Annotated in this window: 13 protein-coding genes; 6 read left to right on the top strand and 7 right to left on the bottom strand. The window is 69.9% G+C overall.

What is annotated here, in order from left to right:
* The first annotated feature begins 59 nt into the window (after positions 1–59).
* Positions 60–1,325: a glycoside hydrolase family 1 protein gene (locus ACIQPR_RS11540; RefSeq protein WP_403645560.1), complete on the top strand. Its 1,266-nt coding sequence runs from the start codon at positions 60–62 to the stop codon at positions 1,323–1,325.
* Positions 1,326–1,395: 70 nt separating this feature from the next.
* On the opposite strand, the gene ACIQPR_RS11535 is transcribed toward ACIQPR_RS11540, so the two are convergent.
* Both ACIQPR_RS11535 and ACIQPR_RS11530 read right to left on the bottom strand, forming a co-directional pair.
* Entirely contained in the window at positions 1,396–2,049 is a 654-nt protein-coding gene (locus ACIQPR_RS11535) for a TetR/AcrR family transcriptional regulator (RefSeq protein ID WP_403645557.1), read from the bottom strand.
* Between the two features lie 104 nt (positions 2,050–2,153).
* Positions 2,154–3,500 carry an MFS transporter gene (locus ACIQPR_RS11530; protein WP_403645554.1) on the bottom strand — a complete coding sequence of 449 codons (1,347 nt, stop codon included), beginning with the start codon at positions 3,498–3,500 and terminating at the stop codon, positions 2,154–2,156.
* Positions 3,501–3,798: 298 nt separating this feature from the next.
* On the opposite strand from ACIQPR_RS11530, the gene aspS reads away from it, so the two are divergent.
* The 5 genes from aspS (at position 3,799) to ACIQPR_RS11505 (ending at position 9,850) form a co-directional block, all read left to right on the top strand.
* Positions 3,799–5,562 (top strand): aspartate--tRNA ligase, encoded by a 1,764-nt coding sequence (gene aspS / locus ACIQPR_RS11525; RefSeq protein ID WP_403645551.1) that lies wholly within the window; start codon positions 3,799–3,801, stop codon positions 5,560–5,562.
* 146 nt (positions 5,563–5,708) lie between these two features.
* Positions 5,709–6,701: a dioxygenase gene (locus ACIQPR_RS11520; protein WP_403645548.1), complete on the top strand. Its 993-nt coding sequence runs from the start codon at positions 5,709–5,711 to the stop codon at positions 6,699–6,701.
* 76 nt (positions 6,702–6,777) lie between these two features.
* Positions 6,778–7,236 carry a hypothetical protein gene (locus ACIQPR_RS11515; protein ID WP_403645545.1) on the top strand — a complete coding sequence of 153 codons (459 nt, stop codon included), beginning with the start codon at positions 6,778–6,780 and terminating at the stop codon, positions 7,234–7,236.
* A 108-nt stretch (positions 7,237–7,344) separates the two neighbouring features.
* On the top strand, positions 7,345–8,358 hold the full coding sequence (locus tag ACIQPR_RS11510; protein WP_403645542.1) for an intradiol ring-cleavage dioxygenase: 1,014 nt from the start codon (positions 7,345–7,347) through the stop codon (positions 8,356–8,358).
* 112 nt (positions 8,359–8,470) lie between these two features.
* Positions 8,471–9,850: a polysaccharide lyase family 1 protein gene (locus tag ACIQPR_RS11505; RefSeq protein ID WP_403645539.1), complete on the top strand. Its 1,380-nt coding sequence runs from the start codon at positions 8,471–8,473 to the stop codon at positions 9,848–9,850.
* 22 nt (positions 9,851–9,872) lie between these two features.
* On the opposite strand, the gene ACIQPR_RS11500 is transcribed toward ACIQPR_RS11505, so the two are convergent.
* The 5 genes from ACIQPR_RS11500 to ACIQPR_RS11480 form a co-directional block, all read right to left on the bottom strand.
* Positions 9,873–11,309, bottom strand: coding sequence for a VCBS repeat-containing protein (locus ACIQPR_RS11500; protein ID WP_403645537.1), 1,437 nt, complete (start codon positions 11,307–11,309; stop codon positions 9,873–9,875).
* A 94-nt stretch (positions 11,310–11,403) separates the two neighbouring features.
* A complete protein-coding gene (locus tag ACIQPR_RS11495; protein WP_403645534.1) occupies positions 11,404–11,880 on the bottom strand; it encodes a hypothetical protein in 477 nt (158 codons plus the stop codon).
* Positions 11,881–12,034: 154 nt separating this feature from the next.
* On the bottom strand, positions 12,035–13,615 hold the full coding sequence (gene metG / locus ACIQPR_RS11490) for a methionine--tRNA ligase (RefSeq protein WP_403645532.1): 1,581 nt from the start codon (positions 13,613–13,615) through the stop codon (positions 12,035–12,037).
* Between the two features lie 65 nt (positions 13,616–13,680).
* Entirely contained in the window at positions 13,681–15,405 is a 1,725-nt protein-coding gene (gene metG, locus ACIQPR_RS11485; RefSeq protein WP_403645529.1) for a methionine--tRNA ligase, read from the bottom strand.
* 131 nt (positions 15,406–15,536) lie between these two features.
* The gene (locus ACIQPR_RS11480; protein WP_403645526.1) at positions 15,537–17,348 is read right to left on the bottom strand and encodes a VWA domain-containing protein; all 1,812 of its coding nucleotides are present in this window, start codon (positions 17,346–17,348) and stop codon (positions 15,537–15,539) included.
* Positions 17,349–17,413: the final 65 nt, after the last annotated feature.

Genomic DNA, 17,413 nt, shown 5'->3' with positions numbered 1-17,413 from the left:
GGAAATTCTTTCATGTTCACTCAGTTTTTGTGACCTCGTCCACGCCACCGGGAGCATCCATGACCTTCCCCGACCGTTTCCTCTGGGGCACGGCCACCGCCGCCCACCAGGTCGAGGGCAACAACATCGCCAGCGACTTCTGGGTCCTGGAGAACGCGCCGGGTTCGTCCTTCGCCGAACCCAGCGGGGACGCCTGCGACCAGTACCGGCTCTACCGCCAGGACCTCGCCCTGCTCAAGGAGCTGGGCTTCACCTCGTACCGCTTCTCCATCGAGTGGGCGCGCGTCGAGCCGGAGGACGGCCGCTTCTCGTCCGCCGCGATAGCCCACTACCGCGATGTGCTGGAGGCCTGCCACGAGCTGGGACTCGTCCCGCATGTGACACTCCATCACTTCACCAGCCCGCGCTGGCTGATGAGGCTCGGCGGCTGGGAATGGGAGGGCACGCCCGAGCGGTTCGCCGCCTACTGCCGGCTGGTGATGAGCGAACTCGGCCCGCTGATCCCGTACGTGTGCACCATCAACGAGGCCAACATCGCCCCGCTGATCCGCAGTCTGCGGCCCGCCACGGACGGCGCGGACGGCTCCCAGGCGCCGGTCGGCGTCGACGACTCCATGGGCGATCTCTTCGGCGGCGGGTTCAAGGCGGCAGCCGCCGAACTCGGCACCACGCCCGAGGAGTTGCACGTCTTCCTGTTCACCGCCACGGAGACCGGGGCGGAGGTGGTGAAGCAGGCCCACATCGCCGCGCGGCGCGCGGTCCGGGAGGCCAGCCCGGCCACCCAGGTCGGCCTCACGCTGGCGATCAGCGACATCCAGGCGCTGCCGGGCGGCGAGGAGGCCGCCGACCGCCTCTGGGCCGAGCAGGTCGGCGACTTCCTGACGGTCACCGAGGGCGACGACTTCCTGGGCGTCCAGAACTACACCAGGGCCCTGGTCGACGCGGACGGCATCAGACCGCACCCGGCCGACGCCGAACTCACCGGGATGGGCTACGAGTTCTACCCCGAGGCGCTGGAGGGCGCGCTGCGCCGGGCGGCCGGCGCGGGCCTGCCGCTCGTCGTCACCGAGAACGGCGTGTCCACCACCGACGACAGCCGCCGTACGGAGTTCGTGCGCCGCGCCCTCGAAGGCGTCGAACGCTGCCTCGCCGACGGCGTGGACGTGCGCGGCTACTACTACTGGTCGGCGCTGGACAACTTCGAGTGGATGCTCGGCTATCGGCAGCAGTTCGGACTCGTCGCCGTCGACCGGGCCACGCAGCGGCGTGAAGTCAAGGACAGCGCGCGGTACTTGGGGGAGATCGCGCGGCGCAACGCGCTGTAGGGCGGGAAGTTGACGGAAAAGGGGGAAGGGGCCGGAGCGTTCGCTCTCCGGCCCCTTCCCCCTTCCGTTCCTACAGACCGGCCGCCGGGTCGAGGAGGGCGCGCCGGGCCTCCATCCAGTTCTCGGCGGTCAACCGCCGTACCGCGGTGACCAGTTCGTCCCCGAGGTCGAAGTCCGGGGTCACCAGCCACTGGGCCTGGAGGCCGTCCCAGACCGCGACGATCTGGCGGGCCACCCGCACCGCGTCCAGGCCGGGATGCGCGAGGCCGGCGTCCTGGCGCTGTTCCACCATGCGTGCGAAGTGGCTGATGCCCATGCGGTAGTGGTCGGTGAAGTACTCCTGCGCGGGATGCCCGGGAACCGTCGCGTTCCCGGCCAGCGCGGTGTAGAGCCGCATGATGGCCTCGCGGCGCGGCGCGGCCCGGGCGAAGGCGCGCAGGTCCTCCATGTCCAGGGTTCCGGAGAGGTCCTCGGTCCGGCCGCCGCTGTCCTCGTCCTCGGCGGACTGGAGCGCGGCCACCAGGAGGTGGTCCTTGGTCGGGTAGTGGTAGAGGACGGTCGCCTCGCGCGAACCGGACCTGCGGGCCACCTCGGCGGTGGTGACGTTGCCGTGGCCCTTCTCCAGGACGATCTCCAGCACGGCACGCGCGATGGCCCGGCGCCGCTGCGCGGTCCTCGCGTACGGCCCCCGGGCCCGGCTCGTCGTGCTCGTGTCGCTCGTCATGCCTCGACCTTACGGGGGCGGTGCCGACAGGGGGACGCGTCGGGGGCGGGTGCGAGGACCTCACGGTCCGCGCACCCGCCCCGGCGGCGGTGCGGCCACGGCGTCTAGCGGACCGACTTCACGAACAGCACCAGCACCGCTCCGACCAGCGAGACGACCGCGCACAGCGGGAACAGGGCGTCGTAGCCCCAGTGCTCGACGATCGCGGCGGCCATGAAGGGGGCGGCGACCTGGGGGGCCGAGTTGGCGATGTTGATCAGGCCCATGTCCTTGCCGGCGTCCTCGCCGCGGGGCAGCACCTTGGTGATCAGTGCCATGTCCACGGCCATGTACATACCGAACGCCAGACCGTTGACGATGTTGAACGCGGTCATGCCGCCCACCGAGTCGAACGCCATGGGGATGAACAGCGACACCGAGGCGAGCAGGCCCGAGCCGAGCACGAACGGCTTGACCCGGCCGAAGCGGTCCACCAGGGTGCCGATGACCAGCGCGGCGCCGACCATCGCCAGGGCGTTGACGACCATCAGGAAGCCCATGGTGGCCGCCGCGTCCTGCGGGGCGACATGGACGTACTCCATGAGGATGTAGTAGCTGAAGGTCACCACCATGAAGTAGCCGGCGACGACTCCGAACCGGGAGACGAAGGCCACCGCGAAGTCGGGGTGCCGCTTCGGGTTGACCCAGAAGTTCCCGAGGAACCGCTTCAGGTCGAAGGGCTCGACGGGCATGTCGAGGGTGGACTTCTCCGGGGTGACGAGCACGAAGACGAGGGTGAGCGCGACCAGCAGGCCGGCGATCAGGTAGTAGCCGTCGGCTCCCTGGAAGCGTCCGCCGAAGCCGCCGACGACACCGTCCAGACCGAGCTTGCTCCCGTCGATGCCGCCGATGACGTAGGCGATGGCGATGGTCCCGATCGGGGTGGCGAGGCCGGAGAGCGCGGAGAAGGCGCCGTACTTGGCCGGGGGGATCCGGTCGGGCATGTTGGCGGTGGTCGCGGCCTGGTAGCCGTTGACGATCAGCTGGACGAAGCCCCAGGTGAGGGCCAGGACGCCGATCGACTTGGCCTGCGACTGCCAGAGCAGGGCGCCCGCGCCGAGGAGCGCGCAGATCAGCATCCAGGGGGCGCGGCGGCCGAAGCGGGAGCGGGTGCGGTCCGAGATCTGTCCGAAGACGGGGTTGCCGATCGCGGCGACGGCGGCACCGATCGCGACGGCGTTCTTGAGGGCGTCGGGGTCGTTGAAGCCCTTGATCCTGGTGACCTGGATGGGGATCAGGAAGGAGCCGACGCCCACCCAGATCAGCACCAGGGCGAGGCCGGCCAGCGGAAACGTGAAGTAGAGGGGGCCGAGCCGGTAGCGCGGGCGGCCGTCGGCGTCGAAGGGCCCGACCGGGGCCGGGACGGAACTCACGGATGTGGCCTCGGAGGCCGCGACATCGCTGTGCGTCATGAGTGTTCACCAGGTCTCAGGAGGGAGGTGGACACGACCCGCGTCGTGGGGGTTTCCGGGGCGCGAAACCTGAGTGAAACAGGGTGGATGGCTGGCGTCAATGTATTCGTGCGCGATTTTTTGACGGATTCAGCGGGGTTCGTTCGGGGAAAACTTGAGTCGACTCAGTGTTTGGTGTCCGTGGTGGGGGTGTCGACGCATGCGGGGAAACCCGGGGAGGCAGGCGGTGGGCGGCCGGTACCCTTGGGGGTGTTTCACGTGAAACACTCCCCGATCCGCGAAGGCTGGATGAACGACGATGCATCGGTACAGGTCCCACACCTGCGGCGAGCTCCGCGCCTCTGACGTCGGCACCGACGTCCGGCTGAGTGGCTGGCTGCACAATCGGCGCGACCTGGGCGGCATCCTCTTCATCGATCTGCGCGATCACTACGGCATCACGCAGCTCGTCGCCCGCCCTGGCACGCCCGCGTACGAGGCCCTCGACAAGGTCACCAAGGAGTCGACCGTCCGCGTCGACGGCAAGGTCGTCTCCCGGGGCGCCGACAACGTCAACCCGGACCTGCCGACCGGTGAGATCGAGGTCGAGGTCGGCGAGGTCGAGCTGCTCGGTGCCGCCGCCCCGCTCCCCTTCACCATCAACACCGAGGACGGGGTCAACGAGGAACGGCGCCTGGAGTACCGCTTCCTGGACCTGCGCCGCGAGCGCATGCACCGCAACATCATGCTGCGGTCCTCGGTGATCGCCTCGATCCGCTCGAAGATGGTCGCCCTCGGCTTCAACGAGATGGCCACCCCGATCCTCTCCGCGACCTCCCCCGAGGGCGCGCGCGACTTCGTGGTCCCGTCCCGCCTCAACCCGGGCAAGTTCTACGCCCTCCCGCAGGCGCCCCAGCAGTTCAAGCAGCTGCTGATGATCTCCGGCTTCGACCGCTACTTCCAGATCGCGCCCTGCTTCCGCGACGAGGACGCCCGCGCGGACCGCTCGCCGGGCGAGTTCTACCAGCTCGACGTGGAGATGAGCTTCGTCGAGCAGGAAGACGTCTTCCAGCCGATCGAGAAGCTGATGACGGAGCTGTTCACGGAGTTCGGCGGCGGCCAGGAGGTCACCTCGCCCTTCCCGCGCATCCCGTTCCGCGAGTCGATGCTGAAGTACGGCTCCGACAAGCCGGACCTGCGCGCCAAGCTCGAACTCACCGACATCACGGACGTGTTCGAGGGCTCGGAGTTCAAGGCGTTCGCGGGCAAGCACGTCCGCGCGCTGGCGGTCCCCGATGTCTCCGCGCAGCCCCGCAAGTTCTTCGACCAGCTCGGCGACTTCGCGGTCACCCTCGGCGCGAAGGGCCTGGCCTGGGTCCGCGTGACCGAGGACGGCTCGCTGACGGGCCCGATCGCGAAGTTCCTGACGGAGGAGAACGTCGCCGAGCTGACCAAGCGCCTGTCGCTGGCGGCCGGCCACGCGGTGTTCTTCGGCGCGGGCGAGTTCGAAGAGGTCTCGAAGATCATGGGCGCGGTCCGCGTCGAGGCCGCCAAGCGCGCCGGCCACTTCGAGGAGGGCGTCTTCCGCTTCTGCTGGATCGTCGACTTCCCGATGTACGAGAAGGACGAGGAGACCGGGAAGATCGACTTCTCGCACAACCCGTTCTCGATGCCCCAGGGCGGTCTGGAGGCCCTGGAGACCCAGGACCCGCTGGACATCCTGGGCTGGCAGTACGACATCGTCTGCAACGGCGTGGAGCTGTCCTCCGGCGCGATCCGCAACCACGAGCCCGACATCATGCTCAAGGCCTTCGAGATCGCGGGCTACGACCGCGAGACCGTCGAGGAGCAGTTCGCGGGCATGCTGCGCGCGTTCCGCTTCGGCGCCCCGCCGCACGGCGGGATCGCCCCCGGCGTCGACCGCATCGTCATGCTGCTCGCGGAGGAGCCGAACATCCGCGAGACGATCTCCTTCCCGCTCAACGGCAACGCCCAGGACCTGATGATGGGCGCGCCCACCGAGCTGGACGAGACGCGCCTGCGGGAGCTGCACCTCTCGGTGCGGAAGCCGCAGCCGAAGTAGCAGCTGAAGCAGCGGCTGAAGCAGCAGCCGGACCACGGCAGTTGGGGCTCGGAACCGGCATCGGTTTCGAGCCCTTTCGGCTGTCCACAGGATTCACAGCGCATTCTCATGTTCATGTCACGTTTCTCACCTCTACCTTCCGGGCCATGACGGATTCCCAAGTACCGGAAGACAGAGGACAGTTGGCCCGCCGTACGGTCCTGGTGGCCGGGGGCGCGGCGGTGACGGCGGTGGGCGTCGGCGGGGCGCTGGCGGCGAACGCCTCGGCGACTCCGCAGAGCGTGCCCCGGGAGGCGCCCCGGCACGTACCCCGGGGCACACCCCAGGACGCCTGCTACACGCTCACCTCGGAGCTGGTCGAGGGCCCGTACTACATCGACGCCGACAAGATCCGCCGCGATGTGACGGAGGACCAGGAAGGCATCCCGCTCACGCTGGCGCTCAAGGTGATCGACGCCGACACCTGCCGACCGCTGCGCGACGCGGCCGTGGACATCTGGCACTGCAACGCGACCGGCGTCTACTCCGGCTACGAGGCGGGCGGCGGGGGTGGCGGCCCGGCCCCCACGGGCGCGCCCCCGTCGGGCACCCCCACCGACACCCCGACCGGCACCCCTACGGGTGGCCCGCCCCCCGGTGGCGGCGGAGGCCACCAGGAGCCGACCGACGACGACCGCTTCCTGCGCGGCACCTGGCACACGGACCGCCACGGCGAGGTGGAGTTCAGGACGGTCTTCCCCGGCTGGTACCAGGGCCGCTGCGTCCACATCCACGTCAAGGTGCACGTCGACGGCGAGTGGACGGACGCGGGCTACGAGGGCGGCCACACCTGCCACACCGGCCAGTTGTTCTTCGACGAGAAGTCCGTCCTGGCCACGGCGGTCCTGGAGCCGTACGTCTCCAACACCGCGACCCGCACGACCCTCACCGAGGACGGCATCTACCCGCAGAACGGTCACGAGGGCGGCCTGCTCTACCTCAAGTACGACAGACGGCACATCGGCCGGGGCGTACACGCGCGTCTGACGCTGGCGGTGGACCCGGACGAGACGAACGACGGCGAGGGCGGCGGAGGACCGGCCCCGTCGGCATCGGCGTCACCGTCGGCAGCGGAGTCACCGTCGGCCACGACCGGCTGACCGGCCCACCGGCCTCGTACGTCCCATTCGCCCCACCGCCATGGAAACCTCGCAGCGGACGCACAGGAATATCGATGTGCCCGCACAGAGGCGGGGCGTGTCATGGACGTACGAGGCCGGAACCACCCGGCCCGTGGACCGTGAAGGCCGGGAGGACGCGATGGGATACGTCGTACTCGCACTGCTGTTGACAGCCGGGGCGGCGTTCGCCGTCGTAGCGCAGCGCCGCGCGCACCGGGCGGCGGACGTGTCCGACCTGGACGCGGAGGTCGAGGCCAGCGGCTGGGTGCTGCGGCTCGGCGCGGGCCTGTCCATCCCCGAGGCGAGGATCTGGGCGGGCGCGGGGGAGACGGCGACGCGTGCGCTGACGGCCGCCGCGGAGTGCCACCGAGCGGCCGGCGCCCAACTCGCCGCGGCCCACACGGCGGACGAATACGCACAGGCGACCCGCCTCGCCCAGGAGGGCCTGGCGCACATAGCCACGGCACGCGCGGCCCTGGGGACGGGACCGGTCCTGGCGGACTCGGCGGCGTAAGGCCGACGAGGGGGACGAGGAACCGGTCAGGCCCCGTCGGTTCAGGTTTCATGGGAAGTCACAGCTGGCACCCATACTCCTTACAGTCCTCTTACCTACCGTCCCGGCATGACCGGAAACGAAACGGCGCATCAGTCGCCGGAACAGCAGCCGCGAAGCCAATCCCCCGCGCACAAACGGGACTTGACCCGACGCAAGGTCGTCGTGGCGGGTGGGGCGGCCGTTGCCGCCGTGGGGGTGGGCGGGGGCCTCGCCGTGAGCGCGTTCGCGGACGAGACGAAGGCCGGCGCGTCCGCGAGGAGCACGGCGAGCGGTGCCGCGACGTGTTACACGCTCACCTCGGAGACCACCGAGGGGCCGTACTACATCGACGCCGACAAGATCCGCCAGGACATCACCGAGGACGAGGAGGGCATCCCCCTGACCCTCACCCTCAAGGTGATCGACGCCGAGACCTGCAAGCCGGTCAGGAACGCGGCCGTCGACATCTGGCACTGCACCGCCCTCGGCGTCTACTCGGGCTACGAGGCGATGGGCAGCGGCGGAGGCGGCGGCGCCCCCACGGACGCGCCTTCGGGCACCCCCACCGACGCGCCCTCGGGCACCCCCACCGGTGAACCCCCGTCCGGCGCCCCCTCCGGAGGCACCGGCGGCGGACACTCCGAGCCGACCGACGACGAGCGCTATCTGCGCGGCACCTGGAAGACCGACAAGCGCGGTGACGTCACCTTCAGGACGGTGTTCCCGGGGTGGTACCAGGGCCGTTGCGTCCACATCCACGTCAAGGTGCACGTGGACGGCGAGTGGACGGACGCCGGTTACGAGGGCGGCCACACCTGCCACACCGGCCAGCTGTTCTTCGACGAGAAGTCGGTCCTGGCGTCCGCGGAGGTCGAGCCGTACTCCACGAACACGACGACCCGTACGACGCTGACCGAGGACACGATCTACCCGCAGAACGGCCACGAGGGCGGTCTGCTCTACCTCGCGTACGACAAGAAGCGCATCGCCAGGGGCGTCCGCGCGCATCTGACGATGGGCGTCGCCCCGGACGAGACGCACGACAGCACGGACACGCAGCCGAGCACGACGGCATCGGCATCGGCGTCCGCGTCCTCCTAGGACCTAGGTAACTGTGCTCAGGATCAAGAAAGTTGGCGAGCCGCGGCAACCTTCTTGATCCTGACGGCCACTGAGGAGTCGTAACCCGCTCGCCGCACCAAAGGACTCCCCCGTGGCCACGCCCTCTCCTTCTCCCTCGCCCGCTCCCTCTCACCGCCGGTCCCTCCGCAAGCGCCGGACCGTCGTCGTCACCGCCGCCGCGGCCGTCGCGGGCATCGGTGCCGGGTTCCTCGTGCTGAACGCGAACGCGGCCGGCACCGCGACCGCCGTCGACCTGTACCACCAGACCCTCGCCGCCAAGGACGGCTGGGCCTCGTCCGGTGCCGGGACGACCGGGGGCGCGAAGGCCGACGCCGCGCACACCTTCACCGTGAGCACGCGGGCGCAGCTCGTGAAGGCGCTGGGGTCCGTGAGCGACAGCACGCCCCGGATCGTCAAGATCAAGGGCACGATCGACGCCAACACCGACGCCTCCGGGAAGAAGCTGACCTGCGCGGACTACTCCGCCGGGACCGGGTACTCGCTGTCCGCCTACCTGAAGGCCTTCGCCCCTTCCACCTACGGCACCTCCAAGCTGCCCTCCGGCACACAGGAGAAGGCGCGGGCCGCGGCGCAGAAGAAGCAGGCGGCGAACATCGTGTTCAAGGTGCCGGCCAACACCACCGTCGTGGGCGTGCCCGGCACCAAGGCCGGGATCACCGGCGGCAGCCTCCAGATACAGAACGTCGACAACGTCATCGTCCGCAACCTGACCTTCGCCGCCACCGAGGACTGCTTCCCGCAGTGGGACCCGACGGACGGCTCCAGCGGGAACTGGAACTCGCAGTACGACGCCGTGACGCTGCGCGGTGCCACGCATGTCTGGGCCGACCACAACACGTTCACCGACGCGCCGGGTCTCGACACGTCCGACCCGACGTACTACGGGCGCCAGTACCAGATCCACGACGGCGACCTCGACATCACCAAGGGCTCGGACCTGGTGACCGTGGAGCGCAACCAGTTCACCAACCACGACAAGACGATGCTGATCGGCAGCAGCGACACCGACAGCGTCGGCAAGCTGCGCGTCTCCATCCACCACAACGTGTGGAAGGGCATCGTGCAGCGCGCGCCACTGGCCCGGATCGGGCAGATCCACATCTACAACAACTACTACGACACCACGAACCTCAACGGGTACGTCCTCCAGTACAGCGTCAACTCCCGGGCCAAGGCGCAGGTCGTCGCCGAGGACAACTACTGGAAGACCTCGGCGACCCAGAAGGTCGGCAAGCTGTTCAGCGGCGACGGCACCGGGTCCATCGCCGGCGGCGGCAACCTGGTCAACGGAAAGGCCACCGACCTGGTCGCCGCCTACAACGCCACCAACTCCAAGAAGCTGAAGACCACCGTGAACTGGACCCCGACCCTCACGGCCGGCCTGGAGACCTCCGCGAAGAACCTGCCGACGGAACTCGCGACGACCACCGGGGCCGGGGTGCTCAAGTAGCCCACGGCAAAGCCCCGTTGCCTCAGATAAGCCAGAGCAGCCCGTACCCGCCCAGGGTCGTGTCGCTCTGTTGGGTGAGGCCGACCGCGGGCCCGGTGAACAGCTTGGTGCCCGTGGTCGTCGGGCGGGCGGTACCGCCGGGGAAGACCCAGACGGCGCCGGTGGAGTTGTTCTCGTGGGCCGCGCTGACGAACAGCTCCGGCTTGCCGTTCTTGTCGACGTCGCCGACCGAGACCGTCGTACCGAAGAAGTCGTCGGTCTCGGAGGCGCCGGGGACGCCGGCCGTGTCCTGGGTGAACGAATAGGCGCCTGTGCCGAGCGCGCCCGTACGGCGGCCCGGGATCACGGTCACGGCTCCGGCCCGCTTCTTGCTTCCGACGCCCTCGCAGGGGGCGCCCACGACGATGTCGGCGAGTCCGTCCCGGTTCAGGTCGGCCACGGTCAGGGCGCCGCCGAACGCGTCGCCCTTCTCGCTGGTGTCGGGCACACCGGCGGTGTTCTGGGTCAGCTGGACCGGCTTGGCGTCGGCCGCGATGCCGTTCGCCGAGCCGTGGTAGACCAGCACCCGGCCGCCCAACGCGCCGTCCACGCCCGCGACTTCGGGCTCCCAGGGGTCGCCGACCACGAGGTCGGCGTACCCGTCGCCGTTGATGTCGCCCGAGGCGGCGATGAGCCCGTTGCCCTGCTTCGGCTGCATGAGGGTGGTGGCCGGGTCGACGTAGACCTCGCCACCGCTCAGGTCGCTGAGACCCACGGTGGTGAGGGCCAGGTCGGGCACGGTGTTGCCGTCGTAGTCGCCGAGCGTGACGCTCGCCGGGGAGGCGGTGTTCTGCTCGGCCGCGGTCGAACCGTAGGTGCCGGTGCGGCTGAACGGTCCCTTGAAGACGACGGTGCCCTCCGATCCGGCGACCGCGACCTGCGTCCTGCTGCCCGCGCCGATGCTCAGGGCGGCCAGGTCGATGCCGTACCGCACCCGGATGTCCGACGGCGCCGGCAGGTCGGTGGCCGTCGTGAGCCCGTTCCTTCCGCCCCACAGGACGGTGACCAGGCCCGCGTCCTTGCCGCGGGCCGTGTCCTCGTACGGAGTGGAGACCACGAGGTCCGCGTAGCCGTCCCGGTTCAGGTCGGCCGTCGCGGTGACGGAGCCGAACCCGTCGTGGGCCTCCGCCGTGTCCGGCACCCCGGCGGTGTTCTGGGTGATCGTCTTGCGGTGGGTGGCCGAGAGGCCCGACGAGGACCCGTACAGGACGACGACCGCGCCCGCCGCCTCCTTGCCCGCCACGTTCGCGCCGGGCGCGGGCAGGACGGCGTCCCGGTAGCCGTCGCCGTTGAAGTCGCCGGGTACCGCCCCGTGCACGGCGAGTGCGGGTGCGGCGGGCAGCAGTGTCCCGCCGACCAGCGCCGCGGCGACGACCGCCGCGGCTCTCCATCTTCCGCCGGACGCCGTCGAGTTGCTCATGCGAGTCCCCTCCCACCTCAGGCGCACCCCCGGTGCGCCGACACCAGGCGTGCAGTGTAAAGCCCCTGGATGTAAGGGAGTTGGGGGTGAGCACTCAGCTGTCGTACGTGCCGTCCCAGGGTGGGCCGAAGGCGTGTCGGTCCGGGTACAGCTCGGCCCAGGAGCCGTCCTCGTCGTGCTCGATCAGCAGGCCGAACAGGACGCCGTCCACGGTGCGTTGGAAGGGGCGGACGGCGATGTCGGTGTAGCTGCGGCGGGGGAGGGCGCGGAGCAGTTTCGCCAGGTGGATGCGGGCCTGGGAGAGGACCGAGTCGTCGCCGTGCGGGGCGCGTTGCTGCTCGGCCCAGGTGCCGGCGCACCAGATCTCCGAGTCGCGGTGACGGCCCGCGGGGTCGAAGGTGTGGAGCACCGTGTAGAGACGTTTCTGCTCTTCCCAGCCGTCGGCGGGACGGAAACCCTGGGGGAACGCGTAGGTGACCGACGCCAGGAACTGACCGTCCGCGTAGCGGCCGACGGCCCCGCTGCGCTGATTCGGGTCGTAGGCGATCGGGATGACCTCGGGGACTGCCATGGCGGCACCTTACGGGTTGGCGCGAACACATCTACGTCGGGGTCCGTCACCGAGCCCGTACGACCTCGCTGAGTTGACCCGGGGTCAATGGTGGCACCGTGACGGGAGGCGCCGCACCGGTCCGCGGATCGTCCGTCGGCGGATTCGGTTCCGGCTAGGAGTCCGTACGGTCCTCAAGGCGCGGGAAGAGTACCGCGCCCTTCGTCACCGGAGAGCCGGGCGGGAGCGCGCCCCAGGCGGCGGCGTCCCGGATCCGCCGGTCGGCCAGGGGGCCCAGGGACGTCGAGGCACCGAGGGAGTCCCAGAGGCGCTGCGAGGTCTCCGGCATGACCGGTTCGAGGAGGATCGCGACGGCGCGGAGACAGTCGGCCGCCGTGTAGAGGATCGTCGCCAGGCGGGCGAGGGCCTCGGGGGAGCCGGACTTGGCGACCTTCCACGGCTCCTGTTCGGTCAGATAGCCGTTGACCTGCCGGACGAGGTCGAAGACGGCCAGGATGCCGCCCTGGAAGTCGAGTTGATCGCCGATACGGCGGTCCGCCTCCGAAGTCACCTTCTCCAGCGCCGACTTGAGAGAGCGCTCGGCCTCGGTCTCCTCCCCCGGAGCGGGCAGCGCCCCGTCGAAATAGCGCGCCGTCATCGCCGTCACCCGGGACGCCAGGTTGCCGTAGCCGTTGGCGAGTTCGCTGGTGTAGCGGGCGGTGAAGTCCTCCCAGGAGAAGGAGCCGTCCTGGCCGAAAGCGATGGCGCGCAGGAAGTACCAGCGGTAGGCGTCCACGCCGAAGTGCGCGGTCAGGGTCTCGGGGCCGATGCCCGTCAGGTTCGACTTGGACATCTTCTCGCCGCCGACCAGCAGCCAGCCGTTGGCGGCGATCCGGCCCGGCAGCGGCAGGCCGTTGGCCATGAGCAGCGCCGGCCAGATCACCGCGTGGAAGCGCAGGATGTCCTTGCCGACCAGGTGGACGTCGGCCGGGAAGGTCGCCCCGAACTTCGCCGGGTTCTCGTTGTAGCCCACGGCGGTCGCGTAGTTGAGCAGCGCGTCGACCCACACGTAGATCACGTGCGACTCGTCCCAGGGCACCTTGACGCCCCAGTCGAAGGTCGAGCGGGAGATCGACAGGTCCTGGAGGCCCTGCCGGACGAAGTTCACCACCTCGTTGCGGGCCGAGGCGGGCTGGATGAAGTCGGGGTGGGCCTCGTAGTGGGCGAGGAGACGCTCGCCGTACTCGCTCAGCCGGAAGAAGTAGTTCTCCTCCTTGAGGAGTTCCACCGGGCGGCGGTGGATGGCGCACAGCGGGGGCCCGCCGTCCGCCGCCTCGACCAGTTCGCCCGGGAGCTTGTACTCCTCGCAGTACACGCAGTACGGGCCCTCGTAACCGCCCTTGTAGATCTCGCCCTTGTCGTGCAGGGCCTGCACGAACTCCTGGACGCGGTCCGTGTGCCGGCGCTCCGTGGTGCGGATGAAGTCGTCGTGGGAGATGCCCAGATGGTCCCAGAGCGGCTGCCACGACTCCTCGACCAGGCGGTCCGCCCACTCCTGCGGGGAGACGCCGTGCGCCTCCGCCGTGCGCAGGATCTTCTGGCCGTGCTCGTCCGTGCCGGTGAGGAACCAGACGTCCGCGCCGCGCCGGCGGTGCCAGCGGGCGAGGACGTCGGCGGCGACGGTGGTGTACGCGTGGCCGAGGTGCGGGGCGTCGTTGACGTAGTAGATGGGGGTGGTGACGTAGTAGTACGTCACCGGGTCATCCCTGGTCTCCGCAGTACGTCATCGGGTCACTCCTGGTCTCCGTAGACGTCATCGGGTCATCCCTGGTCTCCGCCGAACTGCTCCTTGTACAGCTCCAGGTCTTCCTCCGTGAGCTTCGCGAAGAGGACGGGGGGGACGGTGAAGGGGGTGCCGGCCGGGACGGCGGTCAGGGCGCGGGCCTCGGCCGCGGACACCCAGGTCGCCGTGTCGTCCTTCAGCGTGAACGCCTGGCGCATCGCCGCCGACGAGGACGGGATGAAGGGCTCCGAGACCACCGCGTAGAGGTGGATCAGGTTCATCGCCGTGCGCAGGGTCAGCGCCGCGGCCTCCGGGTCGGTCTTGATCTCCAGCCAGGGCGCCTTCTCCTCCAGGTAGGAGTTGCCCGCCGACCACAGGGCGCGCAGCGCCGCCGCGGCCTTGCGGAACTGGAGGGCCTCCAGCTGGGTCTCGTACTCGGCGAGGAGTTCCGCGATCTGCTCGCCGAGCCGCGTCTCCGCCTCGCCCGCGTCCGCGCCCGCCGGGACCTCCTCGCCGAAGCGCTTCTTCGAGAAGGACAGGACGCGGTTGACGAAGTTGCCGAGCGTGTCCGCCAGGTCCTTGTTCACCGTGGCGGTGAAGTGCTCCCAGGTGAAGGAGGAGTCGTCCGACTCGGGCGCGTTGGCGATCAGGAAGTAACGCCAGTAGTCCGCGGGGAGGATGGCGAGCGCCTGGTCCGTGAAGACACCGCGCTTCTGGCTCGTGGAGAACTTCCCGCCGTAGTACGTCAGCCAGTTGAAGGCCTTGACGTAGTCGACCTTCTTCCACGGCTCGCGGATGCCCAGCTCGGTGGCCGGGAACATCACCGTGTGGAACGGGACGTTGTCCTTCGCCATGAACTCCGTGTAGCGGACCGGGTTCTCGCCCGCGTCCGACTCGTACCACCAGGACTTCCAGTCCCGGTTCTCCGGGTCCTGGTCCGCCCATTCCTTCGTCGCGCCGATGTACTCGATCGGGGCGTCGAACCAGACGTAGAAGACCTTGCCCTCGGCGGCCAGCTCCGGCCAGGTGTCGGCGGGGACCGGGACGCCCCAGTCCAGGTCACGGGTGATCGCCCGGTCGTGCAGGCCCTCGGTGAGCCACTTGCGGGCGATGGACGAGGCGAGCTGCGGCCACTCCTCCTCGTGCGCCGCGACCCACTCCTCGACCTCGTGCTGGAGCTTCGACTGGAGGAGGAAGAGGTGCTTGGTCTCGCGTACTTCGAGGTCGGTGCTGCCCGAGATCGCCGAGCGCGGGTTGATCAGGTCGGTCGGGTCCAGGACGCGGGTGCAGTTCTCGCACTGGTCGCCGCGGGCCTTGTCGTAGCCGCAGTGGGGGCAGGTGCCCTCGACATAGCGGTCCGGGAGGAAACGGCCGTCCGTCGGCGAGTACACCTGGCGGATCGCGCGCTCTTCGATGAAGCCGTTCTCGTTCAGGCGGCGGGCGAAGTGCTGGGTGATCTCGCGGTTCTGCGGGGAGGAGCTGCGGCCGAAGTAGTCGAAGGCCAGCGCGAAGCCGTCGTAGACCGCCTTCTGCGCGTCGTGCGCCTGCGCGCAGAACTCCGCTACGGGGATGCCCTGCTCCTTCGCGGCCAGCTCGGCCGGGGTGCCGTGCTCGTCCGTCGCGCAGATGTAGAGCACGTCGTGGCCGCGCTGGCGCAGGTAACGGGAGTAGACGTCCGCCGGGAGCATGGACCCCACCATGTTGCCCAGGTGCTTGATCCCGTTGATGTACGGAAGGGCGCTGGTGATGAGGTGTCGAGCCATCGGGGGGCTGCTCCCAGGTCGGTGTGCTGCTGTTGCTGCGAACCTGGAAATCGTAGCCGACACGGGTGTGCCGCCCGCCTCCCGTTTTACGGGGTGGGAAGCGGGCGGCACGTTGTCCTACGACTGTGTGGCTACGGGCGCCAGTCGATCAGCACGCCGTCGTAGAGCTCCGCGTCCGTGAGCTCCAGGGGCGTCGGGCCCGCGTGGAAGAAGGCCGTGTTCTCGGTCTTCAGCTTGCGGAGGTAGTCGAAGGCCTTGTTGTCGTGGTCGCCGAACGCGACGAACGAGAAGAACACCGAGGCGTGGGACTTCGCGGCGTCCGCGAGGGACTGGGTGGCCGGGGTCTTCGCGTCCGGGGCGCCGTCCGTCTGGAACACCACCAGGGCGGGGGTGCCGGGGGTGGCGTTCGCGTCGTAGTGCGCGAGTACGGCCGCCACGGCGGCGTGGTAGCTGGTACGGCCCATGCGGCCGAGGCCCGCGTGGGCCTCGTCGATCGCGTTGTCGGGGGAGGTGGGGGTCAGGTCCGTGGTGCCGTCCACTTCGGTGGAGAAGAAGACGACGTGGACGGTGGGGGTGGGATCGGGGTCCAGGTGGGTCGCGAGGGCGAGGGTCTGGTCGGCGAGGGCCTGGGCGGAGCCGTCCTTGTAGTACGGGCGCATGCTCGCGGAGCGGTCGAGGACGAGGTAGGTCTTCGCGCGGGTACCGGTGAGGGTGGCCTTGGCGAGGGCGGTGGCGGCGGATCCGGCACCCACGGCCTCGGCTACGCCCTCGGCTTCAATGGTTTCCCCACCCGCACCGCCCGTGACGGATGCGTTGTCGGGTGCGGGTGGCCCCTGTGGGGCGGATTCGCCGTCGGCGGCTGCGGGTTCGGGGGTGGAGGGTTCGAGGGTGGAGGGCTCCGCCTCCGGCGTGACCTCCTCGGCGACCGGTTCGGCGATCGGCTCGACAACCGGTTCGGCCACGGTCGTGGCTTCCGCCTCCGGCTCGGCTTCCGTGATCGGCTCGGGGGCCGGTTCGGGAGTGACCTCGGCGGCGGGCTCGATGACCGGCTCGGCTTCGGCGGCGACCACGTCCGCGACGGGCTCCGGCTCGGCTTCCGCCACCGGCTCGGGCTCCGTGGCCGCTTCCGGCTCGGAGGCGACTACGGGCTCGGGTTCCGGTTCCGGTGTCACCTCAGCCGCAGGCTCGGCTTCCGCGGTGTGCTCGGCCTCGGGCTCCGGTGTCGGCTCAGCCGTAGCCTCGGGTTCCTCCGCCTTCGGCTCGGTGATCGCCGCTTCCGGTTCCGGCGTGGCGTCCGCGACGGGCTCGGCTTCCGCTTCGGCTTCGGGTTCCGCGACGGGCGCCGCCTCGGGCTCCGGTGTCGCCTCGGCCGCGGGCTCGGTGTCCTCTTCCTCGGTCACCGGCTTCGCCTCGACGGCAGGCTCGGCTTCCGCGACCGGCTCGGTCTCGGGCTCCGCGGCTGCTTCCGGCTCGGCGACAGCCTCGACCTCGACCTCGACCTCTGTCTCGGCCTCTGCCTCGCGCTTGGTCTCCGCCTCGACCTCGACCTCGGCTTCGACCTCAGGCTCCGCCTCGGCCTTCGCCGTCGTCGTCGGACCCTCCGTGCCCTCCGTGCCCTCCGTGCCGTCTGTGCCGTCCGTCCCCTCGATGCCCTCCGTCGACGTCGTCGGCTTCGGGACCGTCACGTTGTCGAAGGCCAGGGCCACGAGTTCGTGTTCGTCGTCTTCCAGGGTGGAGGACGGGCGGGGTTCCGGGACCTGGGCGACTGCCGTGGGGGCCGGCGTGGTGAGGTTGGGTTCCGGGGAGGGGGACGGGAGCTTGGTGTCCGGTTCCCGCGGGGGCCGCTGTTCCTGCGAAGGAGTGCGTTCCGCGCTCTCTGCTTCCGCGGCACGCTCCTTGCGTGACCTGCCGAACGCATTCCGCAGGAGAGTGAGAATGCCCATGTGCGCAACCCTTCGCGTGAGTTGGAGCCGTCAATCCCTGGCCAGGACGGACACGTAAGGTTAGC

Origin of the sequence: Streptomyces sp. NPDC091280, assembly GCF_044768565.1 — a bacterium.
GTDB lineage: Bacteria > Actinomycetota > Actinomycetes > Streptomycetales > Streptomycetaceae > Streptomyces.
This window is presented reverse-complemented; position numbering and strand designations above follow the sequence as displayed.

Excerpts from the sequence above, each read along its gene's own strand:
- ACIQPR_RS11480 (WP_403645526.1), bottom strand. The coding sequence starts at position 17,348 with ATGGGCATTCTCACTCTCCTGCGGAATGCGTTCGGCAGGTCACGCAAG.
- ACIQPR_RS11510 (WP_403645542.1), top strand. The coding sequence starts at position 7,345 with ATGACCGGAAACGAAACGGCGCATCAGTCGCCGGAACAGCAGCCGCGA.
- ACIQPR_RS11495 (WP_403645534.1), bottom strand. The coding sequence starts at position 11,880 with ATGGCAGTCCCCGAGGTCATCCCGATCGCCTACGACCCGAATCAGCGC.
- metG (WP_403645529.1), bottom strand. The coding sequence starts at position 15,405 with ATGGCTCGACACCTCATCACCAGCGCCCTTCCGTACATCAACGGGATC.
- ACIQPR_RS11535 (WP_403645557.1), bottom strand. The coding sequence starts at position 2,049 with ATGACGAGCGACACGAGCACGACGAGCCGGGCCCGGGGGCCGTACGCG.
- ACIQPR_RS11500 (WP_403645537.1), bottom strand. The coding sequence starts at position 11,309 with ATGAGCAACTCGACGGCGTCCGGCGGAAGATGGAGAGCCGCGGCGGTC.
- aspS (WP_403645551.1), top strand. The coding sequence starts at position 3,799 with ATGCATCGGTACAGGTCCCACACCTGCGGCGAGCTCCGCGCCTCTGAC.
- ACIQPR_RS11520 (WP_403645548.1), top strand. The coding sequence starts at position 5,709 with ATGACGGATTCCCAAGTACCGGAAGACAGAGGACAGTTGGCCCGCCGT.
- ACIQPR_RS11540 (WP_403645560.1), top strand. The coding sequence starts at position 60 with ATGACCTTCCCCGACCGTTTCCTCTGGGGCACGGCCACCGCCGCCCAC.
- ACIQPR_RS11530 (WP_403645554.1), bottom strand. The coding sequence starts at position 3,500 with ATGACGCACAGCGATGTCGCGGCCTCCGAGGCCACATCCGTGAGTTCC.